Genomic DNA, 21,916 nt, shown 5'->3' with positions numbered 1-21,916 from the left:
ATTCAATGTTAAAATTATGTTTATAACATGATGCATGAAAGGGATATCAAGGAGTCTATGATGCGCTTGAGTTTGGCTTTAAAAATAACGCTATTGGCGTCAATGCTGGCGCTGGCGGGGGGCTATGAGCAGGCCGTTGCCGCCGGACAGGCTGCAACGCTGTCCATTGAACATGCGCAGGGCACGACAAAAGTCCCGCTGCGGCCGAAAAAAGTTATCGTGTTAAACCCCCAGACGCTGGATACCATGGATGCGCTCGGGATTGCGGTGGCAGGCGTGCCGCAGACCAGCACACATCTGCCGCCCTTTCTGGCCAAATACAGCGGCGGCGGCTATTTGAATGCCGGCACGCTGTTTGAACCGGATTACGAGGCGCTTAGCAACGCCAACCCCGATCTGATCATTGCCGGCGGCCGCGCCCATGATGCCTACGATAAACTGAGCGCTATTGCGCCCACTATTGCATTGGATGTGGACGATCAGCACTTCCTGGCCAGTTTTACCCAACGTACCGAGCAGTTGGCCGCTATTTTCGGCAAAGAAGCGCAAGCTAAAACGCAGTTGGACGCCTTCAGGCAGCAGATAGCCCTGATCAAGGGAAAAACGGCCAATGCGGGCAGCGCCCTGGTGCTGATGGTCAGCGGCGGGAAAATATCGGCTTATGGCCCGGGGTCCCGTTTCGGCTTCATTTTTGATGAACTGGGATTCAAACCGGCCACGGTATTCTCCGAGACGGGCAAGCACGGCAACATCGTCACCTCTGAATTTGTGCTCAGCATCAATCCCGACTGGCTGTTCGTACTGGATCGCGACAGCGCCATCGGCCGCCCGGCCGGGGAGTCGGCGCAACAGGTGCTTGATAATCCCCTGATCGCCAAAACCACTGCCTGGCAAAAGCGGCAGGTGGTCTATCTGGACTCGGCGTCCCTGTATATCGCCGGCGGCCTGCAAAGTTATACTCAGTTGATGAGTACCGTGAACCAGGCGTTGGACAGGAAATGAACATCTTTACCGCTATAGAAGCATGAAACCGCTTCCCCTGGCATTGAGCCTTATGGCGCTGCTGTGCCTGGTGGCCGCCAGCCTGTTTACAGGAGCAGGGGCGGTCGGCCCGCTGGCGGTATGGTCCGACCCCATCATGCAAGACATTTTCTTCATCAGCCGCGTCCCGCGCACGCTGGCCCTGCTGCTGGCCGGCAGCGCCATGAGCGTGGCCGGCCTTATCATGCAGTTGCTGACCCAAAACCGTTTCGTTGAGCCCTCCATGGCCGGCACGACGCAATCGGCCAGCCTGGGCCTGCTGATCATGATGGTGCTTATGCCGTCGGCGTCGATCATGATGAAAATGGCGGTGGCGAGCCTGTTCGCCCTGGGGGGAACCTGGCTGTTCATGAAGCTTTTGACGCGGGTGGTGCTGAAATCGGCGCTGGTGGTTCCCCTGGTGGGTATTATGTTTGGGGCGGTGATCAGCGCCATGACCACATTCGCCGCCCTGCATTTCGATCTGATGCAGTCGCTGGGCAACTGGGAAAGCGGGGATTTTTCCGGTGTGCTGGCAGGCCGTTATGAGCTGCTGTGGCTGGTTGGCGGGCTGACGCTGCTGGCCTGCTGGGTCGCCGACAGGTTTACGGTTGCCGGGATGGGACGCGCATTCGCCGTCAACGTCGGGCTGGACTACCGGCGCGTTATGCTGATGGGACTGGCGATTATCGCCCTGGTCAGCGGCGTGGTGGTGGTAGTGGTGGGAGCGCTGCCGTTCCTGGGATTGATTGTTCCCAATCTTGTCCGCATGCTGATGGGGGATAATATGCGCAAGACCGTCCCGTGGGTATGCCTGCTCGGGGGCGGCCTGGTACTGTTTTGCGACATGATCGGGCGGATTATCCGCTACCCTTTTGAAATTCCGGTCAGCGTGATCCTGGGTGTTATCGGCGCCGTGGTTTTTCTTATGTTACTGCTCAGCCAAAAACGCCATGTCAGAGAATAAAGCCAGGCCGGCGCTATCGCCGGTCATCATCTCCCTTAATCGAAAAGTATCGCCGAAACAGCGGTTATTACTGCTGGGGGGCCTGTCGCTGGCGGTCATGGCGCTGTTCATGACGGTAAATCTGGGCGGCAATCTGCACTATATCCTGGTGCATCGCGCCCTGATCCTGGCCACCATGCTGCTGGTGGCCTTTGCCGCCGGCGTCTCAACCCTGTTATTCCAGACGGTCACCCATAATCGAGTCCTGACGCCGTCGATTATGGGTTTTGAGGCGCTGTTCGTTCTGCTGCAGACCGCCATGATTTTTTTTATCGATGCACCAGGCATCATTTTGCTCGGTGTCGCCGGGAAATTCCTTTGCGAATCGCTGCTGCTGGTGCTGTTTTCCGCGTTGTTGTATCGCTGGCTGTTTATCGGGCGGGGCAATGACCTGCATCTGTTGCTGCTGGTGGGGATTATCTGCGGCACCCTGTTTCGCAGTTTTGCCACTCTGTTGCAGCGGCTGCTCACCCCCGGCGAGTTTGCCATCCTGCAGGGGCGGATGTTCGCCACCTTTACCCGTGCGCCGCCGGAGCTGCTGGGGGTATCGGCGGCAGTGGTATTGGCGGCGGCGCCTATCATTTGGCGCATGCGTTTTCGCTTTGATGTTTTGGCGCTGGGGCGTGATACCGCCGTTAGCCTGGGCATTGATTACCGGCACAACGTGACCGTGATCCTGCTGCTGGTGTCGGTGCTGGTGGCCATTTCCACCGCGCTGGTGGGCCCTCTGACCTTCCTGGGGTTTATGGTGGCGAACCTGGCTTATCTCATCGGCGGATCCCATCAGCACCGTTTTCTGCTGCCCACCGCCTTCCTGCTCGGCATCATTTCCCTGGTGGGCGGCCAATTGATTCTGGAACACCTGCTGAAAATGTCCGGTGCGTTGTCGGTGGTCATTGAGTTCCTCGGCGGTTCCCTGTTCCTGTATTTGCTATTGAAAAAGGCCACCCTGTGATTGAGATCAGGAATGTCAGCAAACGCTATAGCGATGTCGCCGTACTGAAAGGGATTACGGCGACCATTGCCGAGGGCGGGATCACCTCGATAATCGGTCCCAACGGCGCGGGCAAGTCAAGCCTGCTTTCGGTCATCAGCCGCCTGCTGCCGGCGGATGGCGGACAGGTAAGGGTCAATGGCCTGGATGTGGCCACCACGCCGGGGGATAAGCTGGCGACATACCTGTCGGTATTGCGGCAGGAGAATCAGTTTACCAGCCGTTTAACCGTGGCGGATCTGGTGGGGTTCGGCCGTTATCCCTACACCAAGGGACGGCTGAATGAGGACGATCGCGGACGCATCGCCGCGGCGATGGACTTCCTGAACCTGACCGATTTGCAGCATCGCTATCTGGATGAGCTCTCCGGCGGGCAGCGCCAGCGGACCTATGTGGCGATGGTGCTGTGCCAGGATACGAAATATGTCCTGCTGGACGAACCGCTTAATAACCTGGACATGAAACACGCGGTGGCGATGATGAAGCAGCTCCGCCGCGCGGCGGATGAGCTGGGTAAAACCATCGTCCTGGTGATCCATGATATCAATTTCGCCTCGGTTTATTCGGATGACATCATCGCCATGAAGGAAGGCCGGGTGATTTATCAGGGGACGCCGGCGCACATCATGACGCCGGCGATCCTGGAGGACATTTTTGATACGCCGGTAGCCATTGAATGGCTGAATAATCAGCATATCGCCGTGTATTACCGCTGACGACCGCCTAGCATCCGCGCGCGGATGCCCAAGAGAGACTAAATGTGCTGCCTCTCTATTTTACCGACAATCAGCAGATAGGAGAGCAGGCCCAGCAGCCCCATGGAGCCTACATAAAGAATCGCCATATCAAAGGATTTGGTCCAAGACAAAATAAACCCGATGATCAGCGGTGTTACGATGCCCGCCAGATTGCCGCACATGTTAAATACGCCGCCGGCGATGCCGAGCACCTCTTTCGGCGATGTGTCGCTCAACACGCACCAGCCGAGGTTACCAAATCCTTTTGCGAAGAAAGCGATACTCATGGCGCCCACGACGAGAATATCTGACTGCGTATAATTTGCCGTGATAATGGCGCATGACAATAGCATGCCGCAGATTATAGGGGCTTTCCTTGCCACCGTAAGGCTGTAGCCTTTCGTGAGCAGGTAATCGGAAAAAACGCCGCCGATAATGCCGCCGATAAAACCGGCGACGGCGGGAATAGAGGCTATCATCCCCACTTTCAGTATCGACATGCCTTTTGCTTGATAAAGATAAGTAGGAAACCAGGTCAGAAAGAACCAGGTAATGGAGGTCAAACAAAATTGGCCGATGTATACGCCGATCATCATTCTGTTGATGCAGACTTTTTTTATCTGTTCAAGCGTCACGGTTCCTTTTTGCGTATTAATACCTAATTCCGGCTCGCCGCCGCCGTCCCTGATATAGTCAATCTCGGCCTGATTGACGTTTTTGTGGCGCAAGGGATCTCGGACATACGTCAACCATAATCCGCCCAGTATGATGCCAATTAAGCCTATATAATAAAAAACGTGATGCCAGTTGCCTATGTTTAATATAAAGGTCATCAATGGCGTTATAAGCGCTAACGATATATATTGTGCCGCCTGGTAAATCGCCGTGACGAAGCCACGCTCATTATTGGGAAACCATTGAACGCTCAGGCGGCTATTGGCGGGGAAAGCCGGCGCTTCAATCGCCCCCATGAGTAATCTTAAAATGATTAGAGCCATCAGCGGCGCGGAAAATAAATATATCGTCCCTTGCAGCATGGTGACCAGGGACCAGCCTATTAAGGCGTAGCCATAAACCAGCCTTGAGCCGAATCTATCTAATAACCAGCCGCCGGGTATTTGCATTATTACGTATGAAATGCCGAATACTGAAAACGCCACACCCATCATTTCGGGAGAGAAATTAAATTCTTTACTCATAAAAGGCGCGACGACAGAAAGCGTTGCCCGATCGGAATAATTAAATACGGTGGCGGCAAACAGGAAAAACAGCGTTATATATCTTATGTTGGTTTTCTTTACCAGTTTTTCTTTCATGTAGGGCCTCTGACATAATGTTAAGTCTAGAAGGTTATTTTTTTATTTTTTAATAAAAATGCCCTAAAAACCGATGTATTAAAAAACACATCGGCATTTGAAATGCAGTAAATTAAGGACGCTTACCGAATTCGGCCTGTTGCACCGTCCATGCCAAGGCCTGTTCGCTTAAGGTAAATCCAAGGCCATGGCGGTCGGAAATCAGCATGCGGCCGTCGCGTAGCTCCAACTGCTCATTGAACAACGGGTTCAGCCACTCGAAATGCTCAAGCCAGGGCTCGATGGGATATGCCGCCGCAAGATGCAAATGGATCTCCATGGCGAAATGCGGCGCCAGTTTGCGGCCGTTTATGGCGGCCAGGTCCATGATTTTCAGGAATGGCGAGATGCCGCCTACGCGCGGGGCGTCGGGTTGAACGAAATCACTGGCATTCCCCAGGATCAGCTGTTCATGTTCGCGGAAGCTGGTAAGCATTTCTCCGGTGGCGATGGGGGTATCAAGGGCGGTGGTTAACGCGGCGTGGCCCTCAACGTCATAGGCATCCAGCGGCTCTTCAATCCACACCAGATTGAAGGCCTCCATCTTCCGTCCGATACGCATGGCGGTTTCCCGATCCCATTGTTGATTCGCATCCACCATTAGCGGGAAATCATCCCCCAGCTCTTGACGCACCGCGGTTAACCGCTTCAGATCCTCGGCGGTATCCGGCTGCCCGACTTTGATTTTAATGCCGCCGATGCCGCTTTCCCTGGATATGGCCACATTCTTTATCACCTGATCCAGCGGCGTGTGCAGGAAGCCGCCGGAGGTGTTATAGCACCGGACCGAGTCCCGATGGGCGCCCAATAATTTCGCCAGCGGCAATCCGGCCCGCTTGGCCTTCATATCCCAAAGGGCAATGTCAAAAGGCGAAATGGCCTGCACCGCCATTCCGCTGCGGCCCACCGAGGCGCCGGCCCACAAAAGCTTGGTGTAGATCTTATCGATATCGTTAGGGTCTTCACCCAGCAGGTTATCGGCGATTTCCTTAGCATGGGCATAGATGCCCTGGCCTCCGGCGCGTTTGGAATAACTAAAGCCAATGCCCTCGAAACCGTCGCGGGTGAGAAGCTGGGCAAAAATAATCGCCACTTCGGTGAGGGGTTTTTGCCGACCGGTCAGTACCTTGGCATCGCTGACGGGGGTTGCCAGGGGCAAAAACGCCAACGAAATTTTGACCCATACGATGCGATCCCCGCTTTCAGCGGCGGTACGCACATGCGATACCTTGGCGTAGGATACCGCATCAGAGTTAGCACTGGCTGTCATATTCATTTCTCCTCATAGGGGGGACTTATTCAATTTATCAGTAAATGATTGCGCTAACATTTTTAGCGCGAACCGCAGAAATACACTATATTTTCCGGGTTTATGTGCGGGGCTGATCACAAAATATTTCTGGATAATCGGCGGGTAAATCACCCGATATTACACCGTTATGGGCATAAACAATTAATTCATATGGTAAATGATTGCGCAATCATTATAACAATGCGCGGCTCCGGCCGATACCGATGCCAAGGACGCCGGAAACGCGGGTAATTTAGACGATGGCAATCGCTTTCGCGGCCGGGGCGGTGGTGACCTTTTCTTCACGGCGGGGGCTAAGAAGGCAAGTCTATGTTATTGGGTTATGCACTGTTTTTACGGTACTCTATCCGCGGTAACACTGTTTAAGCGTCGCTCAAGGACCGGTATGATGGCTAAAAATACGCAGAAAAACGCGGGGAAAGCGAAGTCTCCCACCCTTGAAGATGTCGCGCTCAGGGCCGGCCTGTCTCCCATGACGGTGAGCCGGGCGTTAAATAATCCTCATCTTGTGCGCGCCCTTACGCTGGAAAAGGTCAGGGAGGCGATTGCCGCCACAGGCTATATCCCAAACCTGCTGGCGGGGGGACTGGCGTCAAGGCGCAGTAAGCTGATTGCCGTGGTAGTGCCGCAAATCAATAATAATATGTTTGTGGATACCGTTCAGGCCTTAAGCGATCGGTTGGCGGAACGCGGCTATCATATGCTGTTATGCGTAAGCGGCTATACGGAAGAACGGGAGGCCGACATCGTCTCGGCGATCCTTTCGCGGCGCCCGGAAGGCGTGGTATTAACCGGAATACAGCATTCGCCGAGGTTAAAACGCATTCTTTTATCTTCCGAGCTGCCGGTGGTGGAAATATGGGATTTAACCCCCACTCCCCTGGATATGCTGGTGGGCTTCTCCCATGAAAGGGTAGGCAATAAAATAGCCCGGTATATGTGTGAAAAAGGCTATAAAAACATCGGCCTCATTTGGACCGAGGACAAACGGGCGGCGGTGCGTAAAAAAGGGGTGCTCGACGTATTGCACGAAAACAAGCTGGACGCTATCCCGTCAGTATCCGTTCCGCTGCCGGCCGCTCTGTCGAAGGGACGGAGCGGATTGCGCCAGCTGCTTGAATCCGGGCATGAGATTGATGCCGTCATCTGCAGCTCCGATACGCTCGCCCAGGGCGCCATCATCGAGGCGAACCATCGGGGGCTAAAAGTGCCTAGGGATATAGCCGTCATGGGTTTTGGCGACCTGGATTTTTCCCAGCATCATAGTCCTTCCATTTCAACGGTGAAAATCGATCGCTGGCGTGTCGGCATAGATGCCGCGACTATGCTGGCGGATAAAATCGAGGGAAAAGAGTCCATTGACGCGGTGAGAGATATCGGTTTTGAACTGATTGAACGGGAATCTACCTGATTCCCGCCGTCATGGGCCGCAGTGCTTCCGGGGCGCTATCCCATCAACGCCGGGACGACGGCGCGTAGAAGGGTTCGCGCGGCGTTTCCTGCGCCAGGTAATCGCGGTAAAAGTCTTTCACGTGCGCGAAGACCGCTTTGCCCAGCTCAAGGCGCGCCTGCTCGTCGGCGGTGCGTGGCGCGGCCAGTTTTTGCGCGATTTCATTGAGCACCTCCGTGCGATCCACCCGGGTGAATTGACCCTGATGGCAGATTTCTTCCCCCGCAATAAATACGCTCTCGATATCCTTGCCGCGCGCACGGTGGACCAGCACATCCAGCAGGGGGATATCGTCATCCTGATAGGGCCAGGTAATACTTTTCCAGTCAAACAGCACCGCATCCGCCAGTCTACCCGGCTCCAGACGGCCAATGCGCCCGGCGAAGGGCGTGGTTTTGGCGCCGCCTTCCGTTGCCATGCGCACGATTTCGCCGCAGGATGGCACTTCATCGTCGTCCATGCCGGGTACGCGGTGTACGCGTAACGCCAGACGCATCTCCTGCAGCATATCGCGATCATCGTTGATGCCGGCTTCATCCAGCCCCAATCCCACGGTCAGCCCATGTCGGCGAAAGGCGTTCAGCGGCGCCACGCCGCTGCGCAGGCGCAGATTGGAGCTGCAGTTATGGCACACGCAGGTGCCGGTCGCCGCCGCCAGCTCGATATCCGCTTCATTTAGCCAGACGCCATGTCCGAGGGTCAGCGACGGCCCCAGCAAACCCAGCTTATGCAAATGCGCCAGTGCCGTGCCGCCGGTACGCCTGCGCGCATATTCACGCTGGTAGGCGGTCTCGACCAGATGCATATGCATCGGCACGCCGGCATTATCCGCTTCCGCTTTAATGGCCTGTAATGCCTCATCGCCGCACCAGTGCAGGTTGGCGGGCGCCAGCTGGATCCGGGTGAGCGGCTGTCCATGATTATCTGCCGCCAGCATACGGAACAGCTTAAGATGATCGTCCAGCGGCAGCCGCTGCTTTTTCAGATGGGCGGCCAACTGCGGGCGGATTTCAGCCGGCACGCGGGCCACGAACTGCTCATCGGCTTCATAGACCAGTAGATTCTGCTCACGCACCGCAAAGCTATAGGAGGCGCGCATGCCAATCTCACGGTAGGCGGCAAGCACCGCGCCGGCCGCCTGGTGTATCGTTTCCAGCGTTCCCGGCCGCCAGCCGTGGATATGCTGTACCGTGGTGATGCCGGATGCGATCATCTCAAAAGCGGAATAGAGCGTATCCAGCCGCAAATCCACCTCGCGCGCGCCCATACGGCTGGCAAACCACAATTCCAGCGCATAATCGGGCGAACCCAGCTGCAACGGGGTTAAACCCACATGATGATGGCTGTTGACAAATCCCGGCATCAAGACGTGCTGCATGGAACCGTAACGCCGGGCCTGCGGATAGGCGGCTGTTAAATCATCGGCCTTGCCGATGTCACGGATGACGCCGTCTTTTTGGTAAAGCGCGGCCTGTTCCACAGCGATCGGGCGACCATCATCGCCGATCCCCTGGATCAGCGTGCCGGCTAATATCAGTGACTCAGTCATAGGGGGATATCCTGTAGCGGTAAAATCAACGCACCCAGCCGTGCGGCACGGGCCCAAATAAATCGCCGCGGCGATCGTCGAAATAGCGTAGCTGCTTGCGAATCTGAACGAGTTGCTGATGCTCCAGCGTAGCGTTCACCACGCCCGGTCCCTGCGTTCGGGAACGGTGCGCCAGGATTGCGCCGTCGGCATTGATCACGCATGACTCGCCGTAATTGTCCGTCGCCATACCGTCCAGCCATTCCTCGCCCACTTTATTGGCGCAAAGGACTATCAGGCCGTTTTCTTTGGCATGGGTACGCAGCTCGCCTAAAAAGAATGCCGCATCATCGCCGCCGCTGCCGGCGACCGGCACGATAACCAGTTCAACGCCCGCCCGTCGCATCGCGCGCCAGCATTCGGGGAAACGCCGGTCATAACAAATCAGCACCGCGCACCGCCAGCCTTCGATTTCAAATGTTTGCAGTTCGTCGCCTGGGGTGAAATGCGCGGCCTCGTCAAAACCGGGCGGTGGATAATCGTTGACCGGCAAATGCAGTTTCCTGGCCAGGGCGCCGTTGCCCAGCCTTTTCCCCTGGCGGTCAAAGCCGATAACGGCATTGTGATAACAGCCGCTTTGGCTGTGGTGCTCATAGAGCGGCAGCAATATGGCGCACCCGAGCCGTCGGGCCAGCTCCGCGCACCAGCCGCTGCTCTCACCCTGGACGGATTCGGCCCACCGTCGGTATTTTTCCGCCGGCGCGGCGCAGAAATAGGGCGTCAAGGCCAGCTCGGGCAGCGCCACCAGCCGTGCGCCGTCTTTAGCCGCGCGGGTAATGGCCGCCTCCAGCATCTGGCGATTAAACGCCAGGTCCTCGCGGCCCGGCGGCATTTGCAGCGCGGCAACCGGCAGGCGGGGAGATGTCATCAGCCCACCTCCTGTTCGGCAAAGGCGCGATCGACTTCATCACGCAGCAAGTCGATTAGATGATCGCTGAGCTGATGGAACAGGGGGCTTTTGGGATCGCGCGGCCGCGGGAGATCGATTGGGATGATTTCTTTAATGCCGCCGGGACGCGCGGTAAAGACCACCACGCGATCGGCCAGCGCTACGGCTTCATCAATATGGTGAGTGACAAAAATCATTGATACGCCGGTTTGCCGCCAGATACGGATCAGAAAATCCTGCATTTTCGCCCGCGTTTGCACATCCAATGCCGCAAAAGGTTCATCCAGCAGCAGCGCCTCGGGATTTAGCGCCAGCGCCCTGGCCATCGCCACCCGCTGGCGCATGCCGCCGGAAAGCTGATCGGGTCGTTTATCCGCGGCATCGGCAAGGCCGACGTTTTGCAGGATGGACTGCGCCCGTTTCAACCTTTGTTCTTTAGACATGCCCTGCATCTTCAGGCCGAAGGCGACATTTTCCGCTACCGTCAGCCAGGGATAGAGAGACGCTTCCTGAAAGACAAATCCGCGATCGGTGCCCGGTTGGGACACCTCGGCTCCACCGCAGCGGATCGATCCTTCGCTGACCGATTCCAGCCCGGCTATCATATACAGCAGGGTGCTTTTACCGCAGCCGCTGGGACCGAGCAGCACGACAAACTCCCCCCGCGCTACCTGTAAATCGACATTATTCAATGCGACGACGGCAGCGCCTTGCGCATCAACCCAGGTTTTACCCACGCGGCTGCAATCGATCAATGGCGGTTGCGTGCTGGTATTGTTCGTCATTTCCGGCCTCCGGCGTTGTTTTCAGGTATCCAGTAAAGAAGCTTCTTCTGCACATAGCGCAGCAGCAGATCGAAAACGAATCCGGTAATGCCGATGATGGTCATGGTGAAAAATGACAGGCTGGAATTAAAGGTATTGCGCGCCTGCATAACGATTTGTCCCAGTCCGCTGCCTACGCCTGTCGCTTCCGCCACCAGCACAATCATCCATGCGCCGAACAGGTTCATGCGCAACACGAAGAATAACGAAGGCAGGATGGCGGGGATAATGACGTAACGGAAAGTCTGCGCCCGGGTTGCCCCCATCACCGCCGCCACGTTGAGGTGCGTTTTGCTCACACTCTCAATCTGGCTGATCGTGGATACCGTCATGACAAAAAACAGTGAAATAAACACCATGAAAATCGCCGGCGGATTGCCGATGCCGAAGATAAAGATGGCCACCGGCAGCCAGGCGATGGGGGAGATGGGCGCCAGCAGGGTGATGGTCGGCAATACCAGCTTGCCGAACAGGCGGAAATAGCAAATGGCCAGCCCGCTTATCAGGCTTAGGACAAAACCCAGGGCCAAGCCCGCCATCACGCGTCCAACCGTGGCGATGATGGTTTTACCCAACGACAACAAGGCGGTGTCGTTGGTGACCTGGCCGATAACATCGGTGGGGATAAAATATTGCGCCTGCTGGGCAAAATTCGCCAGGAAGATATGCGGCGGCGGTAATAACAGCGGATTCAATCCCCCAAAAGCCCATATCGCTTCCCAAATCCCGGCAAACAGGGCGACGGAAGCCACGCCCCAGCCGAGGCGCGAGAAAAAATCCGCCCAGCCGCGGCGGCGGGTTTTCCTCACCGGAGGATTGACTGCGACCGGTGAAACACCGCTCGCTTTTACCGGCTTTGGCAGGGTATTCACATTCATGCGCTTTTCAGCTCCAGCGAGGCATACAAGTCGGGATTTTCCTTAATCACTTCATTGAGCAATGACCAGTCGAAGATATCCGCTCCCGGCACCTTCTGGATGTAACGCAGCTCTTTGAGGTTATTGGCGCGCTGCAGGATAAAATCCTGGTTCTGCCGTTGGTCGATCATCGCCGGCTGTTTTGTGGCGGCGTCCAGGGTGGCTTCGTAGCTGGTCTTGAAGTATTTGCCCACGGTATCTTTGACCGCCGAGGCGCGGTCGGTCTCTTCCTGGTGCTGGCCGATCATCATGCCCTTGATAAGCGCCTTCACCGCTTCGCGATACTCTGCCAGCACGGAGGCGCGTACCGCCAGTACGCAATCGCTATAGTTCTTGCCATAGATATCGACGCCGTCGGAAAGACGTACCGCGCCCGGACGCGCCTGCAGCGCCTGGGTGGCGTAAGGCTCGATATGGCACATGGCGTCGATATTGCCGTTGATAAAGGCCTGAGCCAGCTCCGGCGAGGTACCGAAGTAACGTACCTTGACGTCGGCAAAGCTCATGCCCGCTTTTTTCAGATAGTCGTAAGGCAGCATTTCCAGCGTATCCGCCTGAAAGGTTCCCAGCGTCTTGCCGCGCAGCTTTTCGGCGGAATCGATACCCTGCTGGCTGACTATCACGCAGCCTTGTACCCCTGAGCCGGCGACGATCTTGATAGGCGCGCCTTGAGCGAAAAGCGTAATGAAGTTGGTGTAAGGCACCACGGTTACGTCAACCAGACCGGCGCCGAACAAGGCGGCTATATCGGCATTGGTCGGGGTGGTGACAAAATCCAGAGCGACGTTTTTCGCCAGTCCGCGCTCCTTTACCAGGAAGAAGGGACAATTGCACAAGCCCGTGCCGTGCGTTGCCTTGAAAGTTGTTATATCCGCCGCCTGGGCGGGGGCGCTGATAAGGTACTTGCCCAACGCCAGGCCGCCGGCTGCCAGCGCGCTGTGTTTCAGAAAATGGCGGCGATTGATATCAAAGCCATGAAGCCGCGGTAAAACACGTTTTGTTGACATAATCTTTTTGTCTCCTGGTGTTGATAAAAGTGCGAACGAACCCCTGCCAGCAAGGCATAGCGTCCAGCGGATAGCTGTCGCGGTTTAAGGTTCGGCGAAGCCGCGTGTTAGTGCGTATATTCCGTTTGTGACAGCAGGGCGGATAAGCGGCTGAAATCAAGCACGGCATACGGATTATCCGGCGGTACCAGCCTGCCCATTGCCGCCAGAGCGTCGAACCGGCCGATAATGGTGCCGGCAAGGGAACGGATATCGATTTGCGAAGGCTGTCGTGACAGACCCTGCGTCATCACCGCCAGGGAAACGCCGGGGTAAAATCGCGCCACGCTTGACAAGGCGCCCTGTGGATCGGCCTTTATCGCATTTTCCGCCTGCAGCAGAGCCTTTATCACCGCATCCACCACATCTGGATACTGATGCAAAAAACTCTGGCGCGTGACCAATACGGTATCGGGATAACCGGTTCCCCAGACGTCGGCGGCGTCGCACATTTTTTTGAATCCCAGCAGTTCGAGCTGGCTTATTACCGGCTCGATAAAGGTGCAGGCGTCTATTTCACGCCGCTGCATGGCGGTTATCCCCTGCTGGAGGGTGTTGAAATAGCGGATATCGCTGCGTTGCCAGACCCCTTGGTAATGGTTGATCGCATCGTGCAGCAGCACCTCCATCGGATCCTCGAAGAAGGTGCCGAAGCGCAGGGTGGCGGGCGCCGCGGCCACGCTGTCCGGATGAATCATTACCGCCATGCCGCCGACGCCGCTTCCAGCGATAATGCGCAACGGATCAGCGGCGTTGAAATCCCTCAGCGGCTGGGTAAATCCCGTGGTGCCTATTTGCGCCGCGCCGCTTCTGAGTAATGCAATGGTCGACGCCGTGCCGCTGAGTTTCGGCACCGTTACCGTCAATCCCCGGTCGCGAAAGTAACCGCATGCCTGCGCCACGAATAACGGCAGATTGGAAAGCGCTTCACCATGAGCCAATACCAGTTCAGACATGCAGTGCTCCACAAAAGACTCAAAGATTGTTAACAATTATCTGCGGCGAATTGGCGTCGAGCGAATTGGCGTCGAGATAGTTGCGGCAGAGGATATGGATTAATTTTGACAATAAGATCATGCAAAATTGAAGTCAATAATTATTTAAATTGTTCATCAGTTTTATTTTTGTGATATGCATTTCTTATATTTAGCGTTTTCCGAGCGAAAAGAAATAAAAGTATAAAGTGAAAAAAAGAGCGCCTAACGCGCTCTTTCTACAGGGAAAAACCGGTGGATGTAAGGGCTAGGGGGAAATTAAGGCTTCGGGGCCAGATGCCCTAGATATAAGAAATTTAGTTTCCAGTGCCGAGCAGGATCTCTTCCAGATCTTCCTCCTTTTCTTCCGGCTCATCCAGATGCAGCGAATTTTCGATCCCCAGCAGGTGATCCAGCATCAGTTTTTGCGCGCGCATGCTGTCCCGCGCCTCTACCGCATCCACCAGCCGTTCATGTTCATTGTGCTGGCAGGTAACGTCCGTGGGGGTGTCATACAGCAGGATAGTCAAGCACGTCAATAACTGCAGGCCGCGTACCGTTCTTTCAAGAAAACGATTTCCCGCCAGGGAGGCCAGCAGCACATGAAACTCGCCGGACAAGCGCACAATCTTGCGGCGATCGCCTGAATGCCTGGCTTTTTCTTCCTGTTTAACGTGCTGGCGCAGCAGCGTGATTTCCTGCGCGGTCACTCGCTTACATATATTTTCCAGCAAGGGAACCTCGACATAGCGCCGGGCCTGGAAAAATTCTTTAGCTTCCGCAATGGTGGGGCTGGCAATAAACGCGCCGCGGTTGGGCAGGATTTCCACCACCCGCTCGAAAGCCATTTGCTGCAGGGCCTCTCTGACCACGGTGCGGGAAACCTTGAAAATGGCCGCCAGCTTTTCTTCCGTAAGTTTGGTCCCCGGCTTAAGGCGGTGTTCCGAGATGGCATTCATCAATTTTTCATAAACCGCGCTGCGATCCCTGGCGCACAGTGTGGCCGCGGCCTGCATATTTTCATCTGTCGGACGTTTTGCTCTGGCCATGTTTAAAAACTAAGCCTCCTAACCGGTAGCGGAAATGAATATCAGTATTAATGACAATCATGACACCAGGATGTATATATCCACAAGGAAAATTGTTTACTATCAAAATAAATTATGTCTATCGTTTGGCGTTGGCGGGAGGCATGCAGCACGGTTTCGCCGCGCGTATGGACTGGGCCATCAAAGATTTTGCCCATGCCAACCCTAACCCGGTGGTGGTTGTGAATAACCGGCCTGGCAAGGGCACCATCTACCTCCATATTCAGTATACCAACTATACATGGAGTATTAGGCGTGCCTTTAAGCTTTTGAAACAGGTCCGGGACTTTGAGTTACGGTACCGCAAGGCATTGCTGAGCAACGTGAAAGCCTGTGTATGCTGTTTTCCGCCGGGGTAGTAAAGGGAATTTGAAATCCGATAGTCTTCATGTGACATATCCTGAGCCGGCGCCGACGGTAGAGGATGAATGGATGGACAATCCGTTATCAGGGAATAACGGACTAACCCGGCTACAGGGTAAGCAAGCGGCCGGGTCAATCAATGGGGGATGGTTTAATCAAAAGTTATTTAATGAAATAGCATCATGAATTTACCCAGCGCAATACCGACGATACCAAAATCAGCATCGCCAAAGGTGGTGGAGGCGGAAAGATTCCCCAGTACCGATAATAATATTGCCGGCAGGAACGAAATGATCAAGCCGTTGGCAAAAGCGCCGATAATCGCTCCCCGCCATCCACCGGTGGAATTACCGTACACGCCCGCCGTAGCGCCGGTGAAAAAATGGGGCACCAGGCCCGGGACAATAATGCTTAACCCCAATAGCGGGAAGAAAAACATGCTGATAAGCCCGGCACAAAAGCTGCTTAAAAAACCGATAATCACCGCGTTGGGCGCAAAGGGAAATACCGTCGGGCAATCCAGGGCCGGCTTGGCATCCTTGACTACTTTATCGGCAATGCCTTTAAAGGCCGGCACGATTTCTGCAATGACCATGCGCACCCCGGCCAGAATAATATAAACCCCCGCAGCAAAGGTAATCGCCTGGATAATGGCGAAAATAATGTAGTTCTGTCCACCGCTGACTTCGGATTCGGTAAAGTTTTTACCGGCTACCAAAACCAGGATGACAAACAGGATCGTCATTGTCAACGCGATGGCGATGGACGAGTCATGCAGGAATTTGAGATATTTCGGTACATTGAATTCTTCGGTCGATCGGCTATTTTTGCCGACAATTTTGCCCACTAGAGCGGCACATAAATAACCCGTCGAACCAAAGTGGCCTAGGGCAAAATCATCACTGCCGGTGATTTTGCGGGTAAACGGCTGCAGCATGGCCGGTGAAATGACCATTAGCGCCCCGAGGATAATGGCGCCAAGAGTGACCAGCACTCCTCCGCTGAGTCCGCCGGTGGTGAGGATTACCGATAACATGGCCGCCATATACAGGGTATGGTGTCCGGTCAGGAAAATATATTTAAGGGGAGTGATCCGAGCCAGGATAATATTCACAAGCATGCCGAATATCATGATCATGGCGGTGGAGGTGCCGAAATTTTTCTGTGCCAGCGCGGCTACCACATCATTATTCGGCACAACGCCCTGGATATTAAAGGAATGGATAAAGAGTTCACTAAAACTGGTCAAGGTGGTGGCAATGACACCTGCGCCAGCGATTAATATCAGGAACCCCATAATTGTTTTTAGCGTACCGGATATCGTATCGGAGAAAGATTTTTTCTGCAGCAGCAATCCGCAAAAAGAGAATAATCCCACCAGTATTGCAGGCGTACCTAATACATCATTAATAATAAATGAGAGCATTGTAAACTCCATGGAACTACCATGTAGAGGAATTATAAATTATTGGCAAGTATCTCTTTTATTTTATTGTTATCTAAAAGGTTACTCAGACCAAAAACATGACGAACGCCATTATCCAATCCGGAAATGATATCATTGGACCCAATATAAATATCCGCAGATTCGGATTTGGCCGAACTTAAATCCGTATGACTGACTTCCGCTTCCTTACCTAATTCTTTAAGGATTTTTTTGACATTCATTTCCACGATGAAACTACTGCCTAAACCATTACCACATACGATCAGAATCTTTTTCATATATATCCCTTAATAAACATCAGTATTTATCAATCAAAACCTGGATAGCCGCAAGGGTATCCGCGCCAAGGAGTGCCTGGAGATCTTCTTCGTTGCTGAACAGTTCGGCCAACTGGGATATCATGCTCAGATGCTCATCACCGTTTTGGGCGCAGAGCAAAATCACCACATGCACCGGGTCATTTTCCAGGGATCCGAAACTGATGCCCTGGCGAATATGCAGCAGAGATAGCGCCGTGCGGTTAACACCTTCTTCGGGGCGGGCATGGGGCATCGCCAGCCCGGGCGCTAACACATAATAGGGCCCAATTGCCTCATGTGAGGCGAAAATCGCCTGAATGTAGCCAGGGGCAATCGCGCCTTCCGACAGTAATGGACGGGCGGACAATTCAATAGCGCCGCGCCAGTCGACGACCTGTTCCACAATGGCGATCCTTTCGGCGGTTAACCATTTGGCAAGCATCACGAATCCCTATTTGCTGAAGATGCTTGGAGTGTAGGCGAAAAAGTAACCCTTATTCTGTGATATAAATCTCAAAAGTTAGCGCTAACAAAGGTGAAAGGGAAAAATTTGTTACCGCTAACATTTTGGGGCTGATTTTGTTATACAGTGAGGGGAAACCTATCAAGGGACAGTGATAGGGACCGATACAGGATTGCCATGGAAAATAACGGGAATGTTGCGATCGTCTGTCAGTCGGGCAGTCCTTGCGCTGTAGTTATGATAAAATCCATTTTTAAAAACCGGGCCAATTAACTGCCGAAAAGGAAAGAAAAAAAGGTGAAGCAGCGTCGCAATTCTGGTAAAAGTACCCTGGCTGATGTGGCAAATATGGCGGGTGTCAGCACCATGACCGCCTCGCGTGCGCTACGGGAACCGGAAAAAGTGTCGCCAAAACTCCGGGAAAAGATCGACGCGGCGGTAACCGAACTCGGCTATGTCACCAATCTTGCAGCCAGCACCCTGGCTTCGGCATCCTCGCGGCTGGTAGCCATGGCGACGCCGGCATTGACCTCGCCTGGCTGCGCCATTATTTCTCAAGCCCTTCAATCGGTGCTCCGGCCTCGTGGTTACGACGTGCTATTGTCGGAGGATAACTACGCCGCCCCCCATGGATCCAGATTAATTGAAAAGCTGCTGTCCTATAATCCGGCCGCCATGGTGCTATATAATTTCGATAATTCATTGGAAAGCCGCCGGCTATTGCTCACCGCCGGCATCCCGGTGCTGGAAATCGGCGGCGTTACTCCTGCGCCCGTCATGATGAGCGTCGGTGCCAATTACGGCCTGGCCATCAAACAACTGATTAATGCCCTGGCCATCAAGGGATTTAAAAATATCGCTCTGCTGTGTGCCGCCCATGAGCACCACATACATCAGCAAATCCTCAGCGGCTGGCATTCGGCTATGCTGTCGTTAAATCAGTCGCCCCATCGGGTTGTCAGTTCTTCTCTACCGCCCGATTTCAGCACTGGGAAAAATCTTTTGCCGAAGATCCTGCTTGACTGGCCCGAGCTGGATTTACTGATCTGCACGTCTGACGAGGTGGCCTGCGGGGCCATCTCCTCCTGCCATGCGCGGGGAATATCCGTGCCTGCGCAATTGGCCGTTGCGAGCCTCGGCGGGGGCGTCCTTGCCGAAATTTGCTCACCGGCCTTGACCACCGTAGAGCTACCTTACCAGGAGATGGGCATCCTGGCCGGCAAACAAATCTGGTCGGCGCTTCAGGGCAGGAAAGCGGATGATTCCGCTACACTTGCCACGCAGCTGGTCATGCGCGCCAGCACCGCCATGCCCTAGCTCCTTTTACGCATGGAAACGGATGCTGAAAAGGGATGTGAAGTATCGCTTTGTCATCGATATTGCTTCCTTGAAAGCCTGGCTGGAAAGATAAACCCTGCTATCCATCGCCGCTTGCGGCCCGCTCTTCATTGAGCGCCCGGTTTCTTTCCCGCTGGTCCCGAATACTGTATACGCAGCGCAAAAATGCATCCAGCGCGATGGGCAATGGCTGCTTCCTGTCGCGGATGATAAGTTCAAAGTGCGACTGACGGCTGATGCGATCCGGTATCAGGCAGATTAAGTCACCGGTTTCAAGCCAGCGCTGGATATAATGGTTTGGGAAAAAGCCGATGTAATGACCGGTCATTACCAGCATGGCGGAGGCTTCCAGATTAGTCACGCTGGCGGATACTGTGTCATTGAATATTTGCAGAGGGAATTCGTTATCGTCGAAAAAGGTTCGAACCACGCGGGGTATTCGGGGGATCGCTTCGATGATACGTTGCGCGCTATCCATCCGTGTCAGCGGGTGATCCTTGCGGCAAACAAGAATATCGCGCTCATAATACAGCGATTGGTAACAGAGGCCGGGGATACGGCTGGGGAATATTCCTATGGCCACATCCAGGCTATTGTCGAAGACCCTTTTTTCCAGTTCGGGCGGCGAAAGCGTCTCCAGAACCAGATGGAGGGTGTTTTGCGGTAGCGACATCAATTTTTCTATGGCCCGACTGAGCGGGTTTTCCGGATCGGTAATGACATTATCTAAAAAACCGATACGCAATGTGCCGGTCAATCCATCCTTGAGTTCGGTGGTTCTGACCTGAAATTCATGTAAAGACTGAAAAAACTGCAGCGTGTAGCGGTAAAACTCCTCTCCCTTGGCCGTAAGCTGAAAGCCGCCGCGTCCACGCTGGCAGAGTATAAATCCCAGCCTGATCTCAAGTTGGGACATTTGCGCGCTGATGGTGGACTGGGAAACGTTAAGCAACGCACGGGCATTCGAAAATCCATTGGCTTCCACGACCATCTTGAAGACCTTAAGCAGTTTCAAATCGATATCGCTGATAATCATTATTCTCACCTGCTCTGCACCGAAGAAAATACCTGGGTGCGTCACTCATGATGACCGTCTTTCGACGGGGTGGGCAGCAAGGTCGGCGGATAATTCCTTAAGGCGCAGAGGAACCGCAATGAAGTGGAAACGGTGGCCATATACCCCCCTTCAATTTTTAGCAACCTTATCGCCATGGCATGGTTGGAGGGATCCGGTTCGGCGCAGCAATCGCTCAGCACCAGTACGCCATAGCCCCGATCGCTGGCTTCCCGCGCCGTGGATGAAACGCATACGCCGGTGGTGACGCCGGTAAGTATGAGGTTCTGGATCCCGCTTGTCGTTAGGATATGATGGAGATCGGTACCATGAAAGGCGCCGGTTCCCGGTTTATCTATCACGGCTTCCCCGTCCCGCGGCCGCAGTTCCGGAACCAGATCCCAGCCTGGTTCACCGCGGACCAGCAATCGGCCCAATGGGCCGCGCATGCCGATTTCCGCACCCGCCCTGGCGGTTTTAAGCCGTTTGCTCTGCGGCAAATCGGACAGGTCGGGGCGATGTCCCTCGCGGGTATAAATGACCCTGATGCCCACTTGGGTGGCCGCCGCGCGCACCTGGACGATAGTCGGGATAATCGCCCGCGCGGCGGTAATATCATCGCCGCGATGATTCATGTAACCCTGCGGATCGCAAAAATCCCGCTGCATATCAATGATCAGCAGCGCGCTGCGCGCCGGGATCATCTCCCCTGAAATAGGAAAATCATAGGGCTCGCCGGTAATAATCATTTTCCCTCCACGATGAGTAATGGCCGTGGGGGAAAATGGGCCTCCTGATGCAAATGCGCCTGGTGCGTATGTTCGCGGATTTTCCGCTCCTCCTCATCCCGCGACGCCAGGCTTATCTGCGGCGTTCCATCCAGAAGCACGGTTAACGCATCGACCCAGCAGCTATAGTAGCGCTCTTCGTCGGTGATGGACTCGCCCCGGGATTCCGACTCGGCGATCCGTTCGATTAGCGCATGCTGAAACGCCTGCAAACTGAACAGATTTTTCTCCATCGCCGCCAGGGTCAGGCCGAAGGCCCGCGCGGCCCAGGGATTGGGAAAGACAATGGACCGCAACGCCTGCGCATCGTTTAAGGCGTCTTTTAACATTTCCGGCGAATTCATGGTCGTGTTCCTCCGTGCTCCGGCGTGCTCAGCCGGGCGACGCCTATCATGGAATCACGGGTAACCAGCGCCGCGAGGGCCGTTTCATCAAGATGGCCGGTATTCGCCGGCCGCTCCGGCAACACCAGATAGCGGATTTCAGATACGCTATCCCAGACGCGCAGGGTGACCTGCGGCGGCAATGCCAGCCCCATTTCGGCCAGCACCCGGCGTGGTTCTCGGACGATACGCGAGCGGTAGGCGCTGGATTTATACCAGGCGGGGGGCAGGCCGAGGATAGGCCATGGGTAGCATGAACAGAGCGTGCATACCACCACATTGTGGACAGTGGCGCTGTTTTCCACGACTTTCAGATACTCGGTTTCCGGCCCGCCGATGCCCAGTTCGGCGCAGGCGGCCAGCCCGTCCCGCAGCAGGCGCTGTTTGAAGCCGCTGTCGACCCAGGCATGGGCCACCACCCGCGCCCCGGTGTGAGGGCCGACGTTTTTTTCGTAATGATGGACGATATCGTCGACACGATTGGGATCAATGATGCCGGCGCCCGCCAGCAGACTCTCCATCGCTTCGATGCGCACGGCTTGCCAGGGTTTTTCCTGACTGGATTTATCACTCATGACTAT

General features: G+C 54.9%; 23 protein-coding genes. 7 read left to right on the top strand and 16 right to left on the bottom strand.

The window, feature by feature from the left end:
• Window positions 1–60 precede the first annotated feature (60 nt).
• From ACL2XO_RS17785 to ACL2XO_RS17770, 4 genes are all read left to right on the top strand, one after another.
• The gene (locus tag ACL2XO_RS17785; protein WP_413726969.1) at window positions 61–1,002 is read left to right on the top strand and encodes a siderophore ABC transporter substrate-binding protein; all 942 of its coding nucleotides are present in this window, start codon (window positions 61–63) and stop codon (window positions 1,000–1,002) included.
• A 22-nt stretch (window positions 1,003–1,024) separates the two neighbouring features.
• Window positions 1,025–1,987 (top strand): ABC transporter permease, encoded by a 963-nt coding sequence (locus ACL2XO_RS17780; protein WP_132921109.1) that lies wholly within the window; start codon window positions 1,025–1,027, stop codon window positions 1,985–1,987.
• Window positions 1,988–2,084: 97 nt separating this feature from the next.
• Window positions 2,085–2,981, top strand: a complete 897-nt coding sequence (locus ACL2XO_RS17775; RefSeq protein ID WP_413726968.1) for an iron chelate uptake ABC transporter family permease subunit — start codon at window positions 2,085–2,087, stop codon at window positions 2,979–2,981.
• Window positions 2,978–3,736: an ABC transporter ATP-binding protein gene (locus ACL2XO_RS17770; RefSeq protein ID WP_413724923.1), complete on the top strand. Its 759-nt coding sequence runs from the start codon at window positions 2,978–2,980 to the stop codon at window positions 3,734–3,736. Before ACL2XO_RS17775 ends, ACL2XO_RS17770 begins: the two co-directional genes overlap by 4 nt.
• A 38-nt stretch (window positions 3,737–3,774) precedes the next feature.
• Here ACL2XO_RS17770 and ACL2XO_RS17765 read toward each other — a convergent pair whose 3' ends face one another.
• Entirely contained in the window at window positions 3,775–5,073 is a 1,299-nt protein-coding gene (locus tag ACL2XO_RS17765; protein ID WP_413724922.1) for an MFS transporter, read from the bottom strand.
• Between the two features lie 112 nt (window positions 5,074–5,185).
• A complete protein-coding gene (locus ACL2XO_RS17760; protein ID WP_413724921.1) occupies window positions 5,186–6,382 on the bottom strand; it encodes an L-talarate/galactarate dehydratase in 1,197 nt (398 codons plus the stop codon).
• 430 nt (window positions 6,383–6,812) lie between these two features.
• Between ACL2XO_RS17760 and ACL2XO_RS17755 the strand changes: the two genes are divergently transcribed.
• Complete coding sequence (locus ACL2XO_RS17755) at window positions 6,813–7,835, top strand: LacI family DNA-binding transcriptional regulator (protein ID WP_413726967.1); 1,023 nt, start codon at window positions 6,813–6,815, stop codon at window positions 7,833–7,835.
• Window positions 7,836–7,878: 43 nt separating this feature from the next.
• On the opposite strand, the gene ACL2XO_RS17750 is transcribed toward ACL2XO_RS17755, so the two are convergent.
• The 7 genes from ACL2XO_RS17750 to ACL2XO_RS17720 form a co-directional block, all read right to left on the bottom strand.
• Window positions 7,879–9,423 carry an amidohydrolase family protein gene (locus ACL2XO_RS17750; RefSeq protein ID WP_413741173.1) on the bottom strand — a complete coding sequence of 515 codons (1,545 nt, stop codon included), beginning with the start codon at window positions 9,421–9,423 and terminating at the stop codon, window positions 7,879–7,881.
• Between the two features lie 25 nt (window positions 9,424–9,448).
• Entirely contained in the window at window positions 9,449–10,330 is an 882-nt protein-coding gene (locus ACL2XO_RS17745) for a carbon-nitrogen hydrolase family protein (protein ID WP_413741172.1), read from the bottom strand.
• Window positions 10,330–11,136 (bottom strand): ABC transporter ATP-binding protein, encoded by an 807-nt coding sequence (locus tag ACL2XO_RS17740; protein ID WP_132921004.1) that lies wholly within the window; start codon window positions 11,134–11,136, stop codon window positions 10,330–10,332. Before ACL2XO_RS17740 ends, ACL2XO_RS17745 begins: the two co-directional genes overlap by 1 nt.
• Window positions 11,133–12,053 (bottom strand): ABC transporter permease, encoded by a 921-nt coding sequence (locus tag ACL2XO_RS17735; RefSeq protein ID WP_413741171.1) that lies wholly within the window; start codon window positions 12,051–12,053, stop codon window positions 11,133–11,135. Before ACL2XO_RS17735 ends, ACL2XO_RS17740 begins: the two co-directional genes overlap by 4 nt.
• Window positions 12,050–13,099 (bottom strand): ABC transporter substrate-binding protein, encoded by a 1,050-nt coding sequence (locus ACL2XO_RS17730; RefSeq protein WP_413741170.1) that lies wholly within the window; start codon window positions 13,097–13,099, stop codon window positions 12,050–12,052. Before ACL2XO_RS17730 ends, ACL2XO_RS17735 begins: the two co-directional genes overlap by 4 nt.
• Before the next feature lie 107 nt (window positions 13,100–13,206).
• The gene (locus tag ACL2XO_RS17725; protein WP_413741169.1) at window positions 13,207–14,094 is read right to left on the bottom strand and encodes an ABC transporter substrate-binding protein; all 888 of its coding nucleotides are present in this window, start codon (window positions 14,092–14,094) and stop codon (window positions 13,207–13,209) included.
• A 335-nt stretch (window positions 14,095–14,429) separates the two neighbouring features.
• Entirely contained in the window at window positions 14,430–15,161 is a 732-nt protein-coding gene (locus tag ACL2XO_RS17720; protein WP_203523253.1) for a GntR family transcriptional regulator, read from the bottom strand.
• Between the two features lie 92 nt (window positions 15,162–15,253).
• Here ACL2XO_RS17720 and ACL2XO_RS17715 point away from each other — a divergent pair, with 92 nt between their 5' ends.
• A complete protein-coding gene (locus ACL2XO_RS17715) occupies window positions 15,254–15,559 on the top strand; it encodes a hypothetical protein (RefSeq protein WP_413741168.1) in 306 nt (101 codons plus the stop codon).
• Window positions 15,560–15,729: 170 nt separating this feature from the next.
• On the opposite strand, the gene ACL2XO_RS17710 is transcribed toward ACL2XO_RS17715, so the two are convergent.
• The 3 genes from ACL2XO_RS17710 to ACL2XO_RS17700 are packed head-to-tail and all read right to left on the bottom strand — an operon-like array spanning window position 15,730 to window position 17,751.
• On the bottom strand, window positions 15,730–16,989 hold the full coding sequence (locus tag ACL2XO_RS17710; protein WP_132921009.1) for a PTS ascorbate transporter subunit IIC: 1,260 nt from the start codon (window positions 16,987–16,989) through the stop codon (window positions 15,730–15,732).
• Between the two features lie 32 nt (window positions 16,990–17,021).
• On the bottom strand, window positions 17,022–17,288 hold the full coding sequence (locus ACL2XO_RS17705) for a PTS sugar transporter subunit IIB (RefSeq protein ID WP_132921010.1): 267 nt from the start codon (window positions 17,286–17,288) through the stop codon (window positions 17,022–17,024).
• A gap of 19 nt (window positions 17,289–17,307) precedes the next feature.
• Entirely contained in the window at window positions 17,308–17,751 is a 444-nt protein-coding gene (locus ACL2XO_RS17700; protein WP_413741167.1) for a PTS sugar transporter subunit IIA, read from the bottom strand.
• Between the two features lie 318 nt (window positions 17,752–18,069).
• On the opposite strand from ACL2XO_RS17700, the gene ACL2XO_RS17695 reads away from it, so the two are divergent.
• Window positions 18,070–19,089 carry a LacI family DNA-binding transcriptional regulator gene (locus tag ACL2XO_RS17695; RefSeq protein WP_413724915.1) on the top strand — a complete coding sequence of 340 codons (1,020 nt, stop codon included), beginning with the start codon at window positions 18,070–18,072 and terminating at the stop codon, window positions 19,087–19,089.
• Between the two features lie 100 nt (window positions 19,090–19,189).
• Here ACL2XO_RS17695 and ACL2XO_RS17690 read toward each other — a convergent pair whose 3' ends face one another.
• The 4 genes from ACL2XO_RS17690 to nthA are packed head-to-tail and all read right to left on the bottom strand — an operon-like array spanning window position 19,190 to window position 21,910.
• Window positions 19,190–20,146, bottom strand: a complete 957-nt coding sequence (locus ACL2XO_RS17690) for a LysR family transcriptional regulator (RefSeq protein ID WP_132921012.1) — start codon at window positions 20,144–20,146, stop codon at window positions 19,190–19,192.
• A 41-nt stretch (window positions 20,147–20,187) separates the two neighbouring features.
• Window positions 20,188–20,913, bottom strand: a complete 726-nt coding sequence (locus ACL2XO_RS17685; protein ID WP_132921013.1) for a cysteine hydrolase family protein — start codon at window positions 20,911–20,913, stop codon at window positions 20,188–20,190.
• Window positions 20,910–21,296 (bottom strand): nitrile hydratase accessory protein, encoded by a 387-nt coding sequence (locus tag ACL2XO_RS17680; RefSeq protein ID WP_413741166.1) that lies wholly within the window; start codon window positions 21,294–21,296, stop codon window positions 20,910–20,912. Before ACL2XO_RS17680 ends, ACL2XO_RS17685 begins: the two co-directional genes overlap by 4 nt.
• Window positions 21,293–21,910: a nitrile hydratase subunit alpha gene (gene nthA, locus ACL2XO_RS17675; protein ID WP_413724912.1), complete on the bottom strand. Its 618-nt coding sequence runs from the start codon at window positions 21,908–21,910 to the stop codon at window positions 21,293–21,295. Before nthA ends, ACL2XO_RS17680 begins: the two co-directional genes overlap by 4 nt.
• Between the last annotated feature and the right edge of the window lie 6 nt (window positions 21,911–21,916).

This window comes from Sodalis sp. RH15 (genome assembly GCF_047324255.1).
In the GTDB taxonomy this organism is placed as follows: Bacteria; Pseudomonadota; Gammaproteobacteria; order Enterobacterales; family Enterobacteriaceae; genus Acerihabitans; species Acerihabitans ligni.
The sequence above is the reverse complement of the archived record's forward strand: the minus strand, read 5'-3'. Positions and strand labels throughout refer to the sequence as shown.

Coding starts and splice junctions, on each gene's coding strand:
- ACL2XO_RS17780 (WP_132921109.1), top strand. CDS start 1,025: ATGAAACCGCTTCCCCTGGCATTGAGCCTTATGGCGCTGCTGTGCCTG.
- ACL2XO_RS17765 (WP_413724922.1), bottom strand. CDS start 5,073: ATGAAAGAAAAACTGGTAAAGAAAACCAACATAAGATATATAACGCTG.
- ACL2XO_RS17725 (WP_413741169.1), bottom strand. CDS start 14,094: ATGTCTGAACTGGTATTGGCTCATGGTGAAGCGCTTTCCAATCTGCCG.
- ACL2XO_RS17740 (WP_132921004.1), bottom strand. CDS start 11,136: ATGACGAACAATACCAGCACGCAACCGCCATTGATCGATTGCAGCCGC.
- ACL2XO_RS17775 (WP_413726968.1), top strand. CDS start 2,085: ATGGCGCTGTTCATGACGGTAAATCTGGGCGGCAATCTGCACTATATC.
- ACL2XO_RS17690 (WP_132921012.1), bottom strand. CDS start 20,146: ATGATTATCAGCGATATCGATTTGAAACTGCTTAAGGTCTTCAAGATG.
- ACL2XO_RS17710 (WP_132921009.1), bottom strand. CDS start 16,989: ATGCTCTCATTTATTATTAATGATGTATTAGGTACGCCTGCAATACTG.
- ACL2XO_RS17745 (WP_413741172.1), bottom strand. CDS start 10,330: ATGACATCTCCCCGCCTGCCGGTTGCCGCGCTGCAAATGCCGCCGGGC.
- ACL2XO_RS17680 (WP_413741166.1), bottom strand. CDS start 21,296: ATGAATTCGCCGGAAATGTTAAAAGACGCCTTAAACGATGCGCAGGCG.
- ACL2XO_RS17755 (WP_413726967.1), top strand. CDS start 6,813: ATGGCTAAAAATACGCAGAAAAACGCGGGGAAAGCGAAGTCTCCCACC.
- ACL2XO_RS17750 (WP_413741173.1), bottom strand. CDS start 9,423: ATGACTGAGTCACTGATATTAGCCGGCACGCTGATCCAGGGGATCGGC.
- ACL2XO_RS17730 (WP_413741170.1), bottom strand. CDS start 13,099: ATGTCAACAAAACGTGTTTTACCGCGGCTTCATGGCTTTGATATCAAT.
- ACL2XO_RS17720 (WP_203523253.1), bottom strand. CDS start 15,161: ATGGCCAGAGCAAAACGTCCGACAGATGAAAATATGCAGGCCGCGGCC.
- ACL2XO_RS17735 (WP_413741171.1), bottom strand. CDS start 12,053: ATGAATGTGAATACCCTGCCAAAGCCGGTAAAAGCGAGCGGTGTTTCA.
- ACL2XO_RS17685 (WP_132921013.1), bottom strand. CDS start 20,913: ATGATTATTACCGGCGAGCCCTATGATTTTCCTATTTCAGGGGAGATG.
- ACL2XO_RS17705 (WP_132921010.1), bottom strand. CDS start 17,288: ATGAAAAAGATTCTGATCGTATGTGGTAATGGTTTAGGCAGTAGTTTC.
- nthA (WP_413724912.1), bottom strand. CDS start 21,910: ATGAGTGATAAATCCAGTCAGGAAAAACCCTGGCAAGCCGTGCGCATC.
- ACL2XO_RS17785 (WP_413726969.1), top strand. CDS start 61: ATGCGCTTGAGTTTGGCTTTAAAAATAACGCTATTGGCGTCAATGCTG.
- ACL2XO_RS17700 (WP_413741167.1), bottom strand. CDS start 17,751: ATGCTTGCCAAATGGTTAACCGCCGAAAGGATCGCCATTGTGGAACAG.
- ACL2XO_RS17760 (WP_413724921.1), bottom strand. CDS start 6,382: ATGACAGCCAGTGCTAACTCTGATGCGGTATCCTACGCCAAGGTATCG.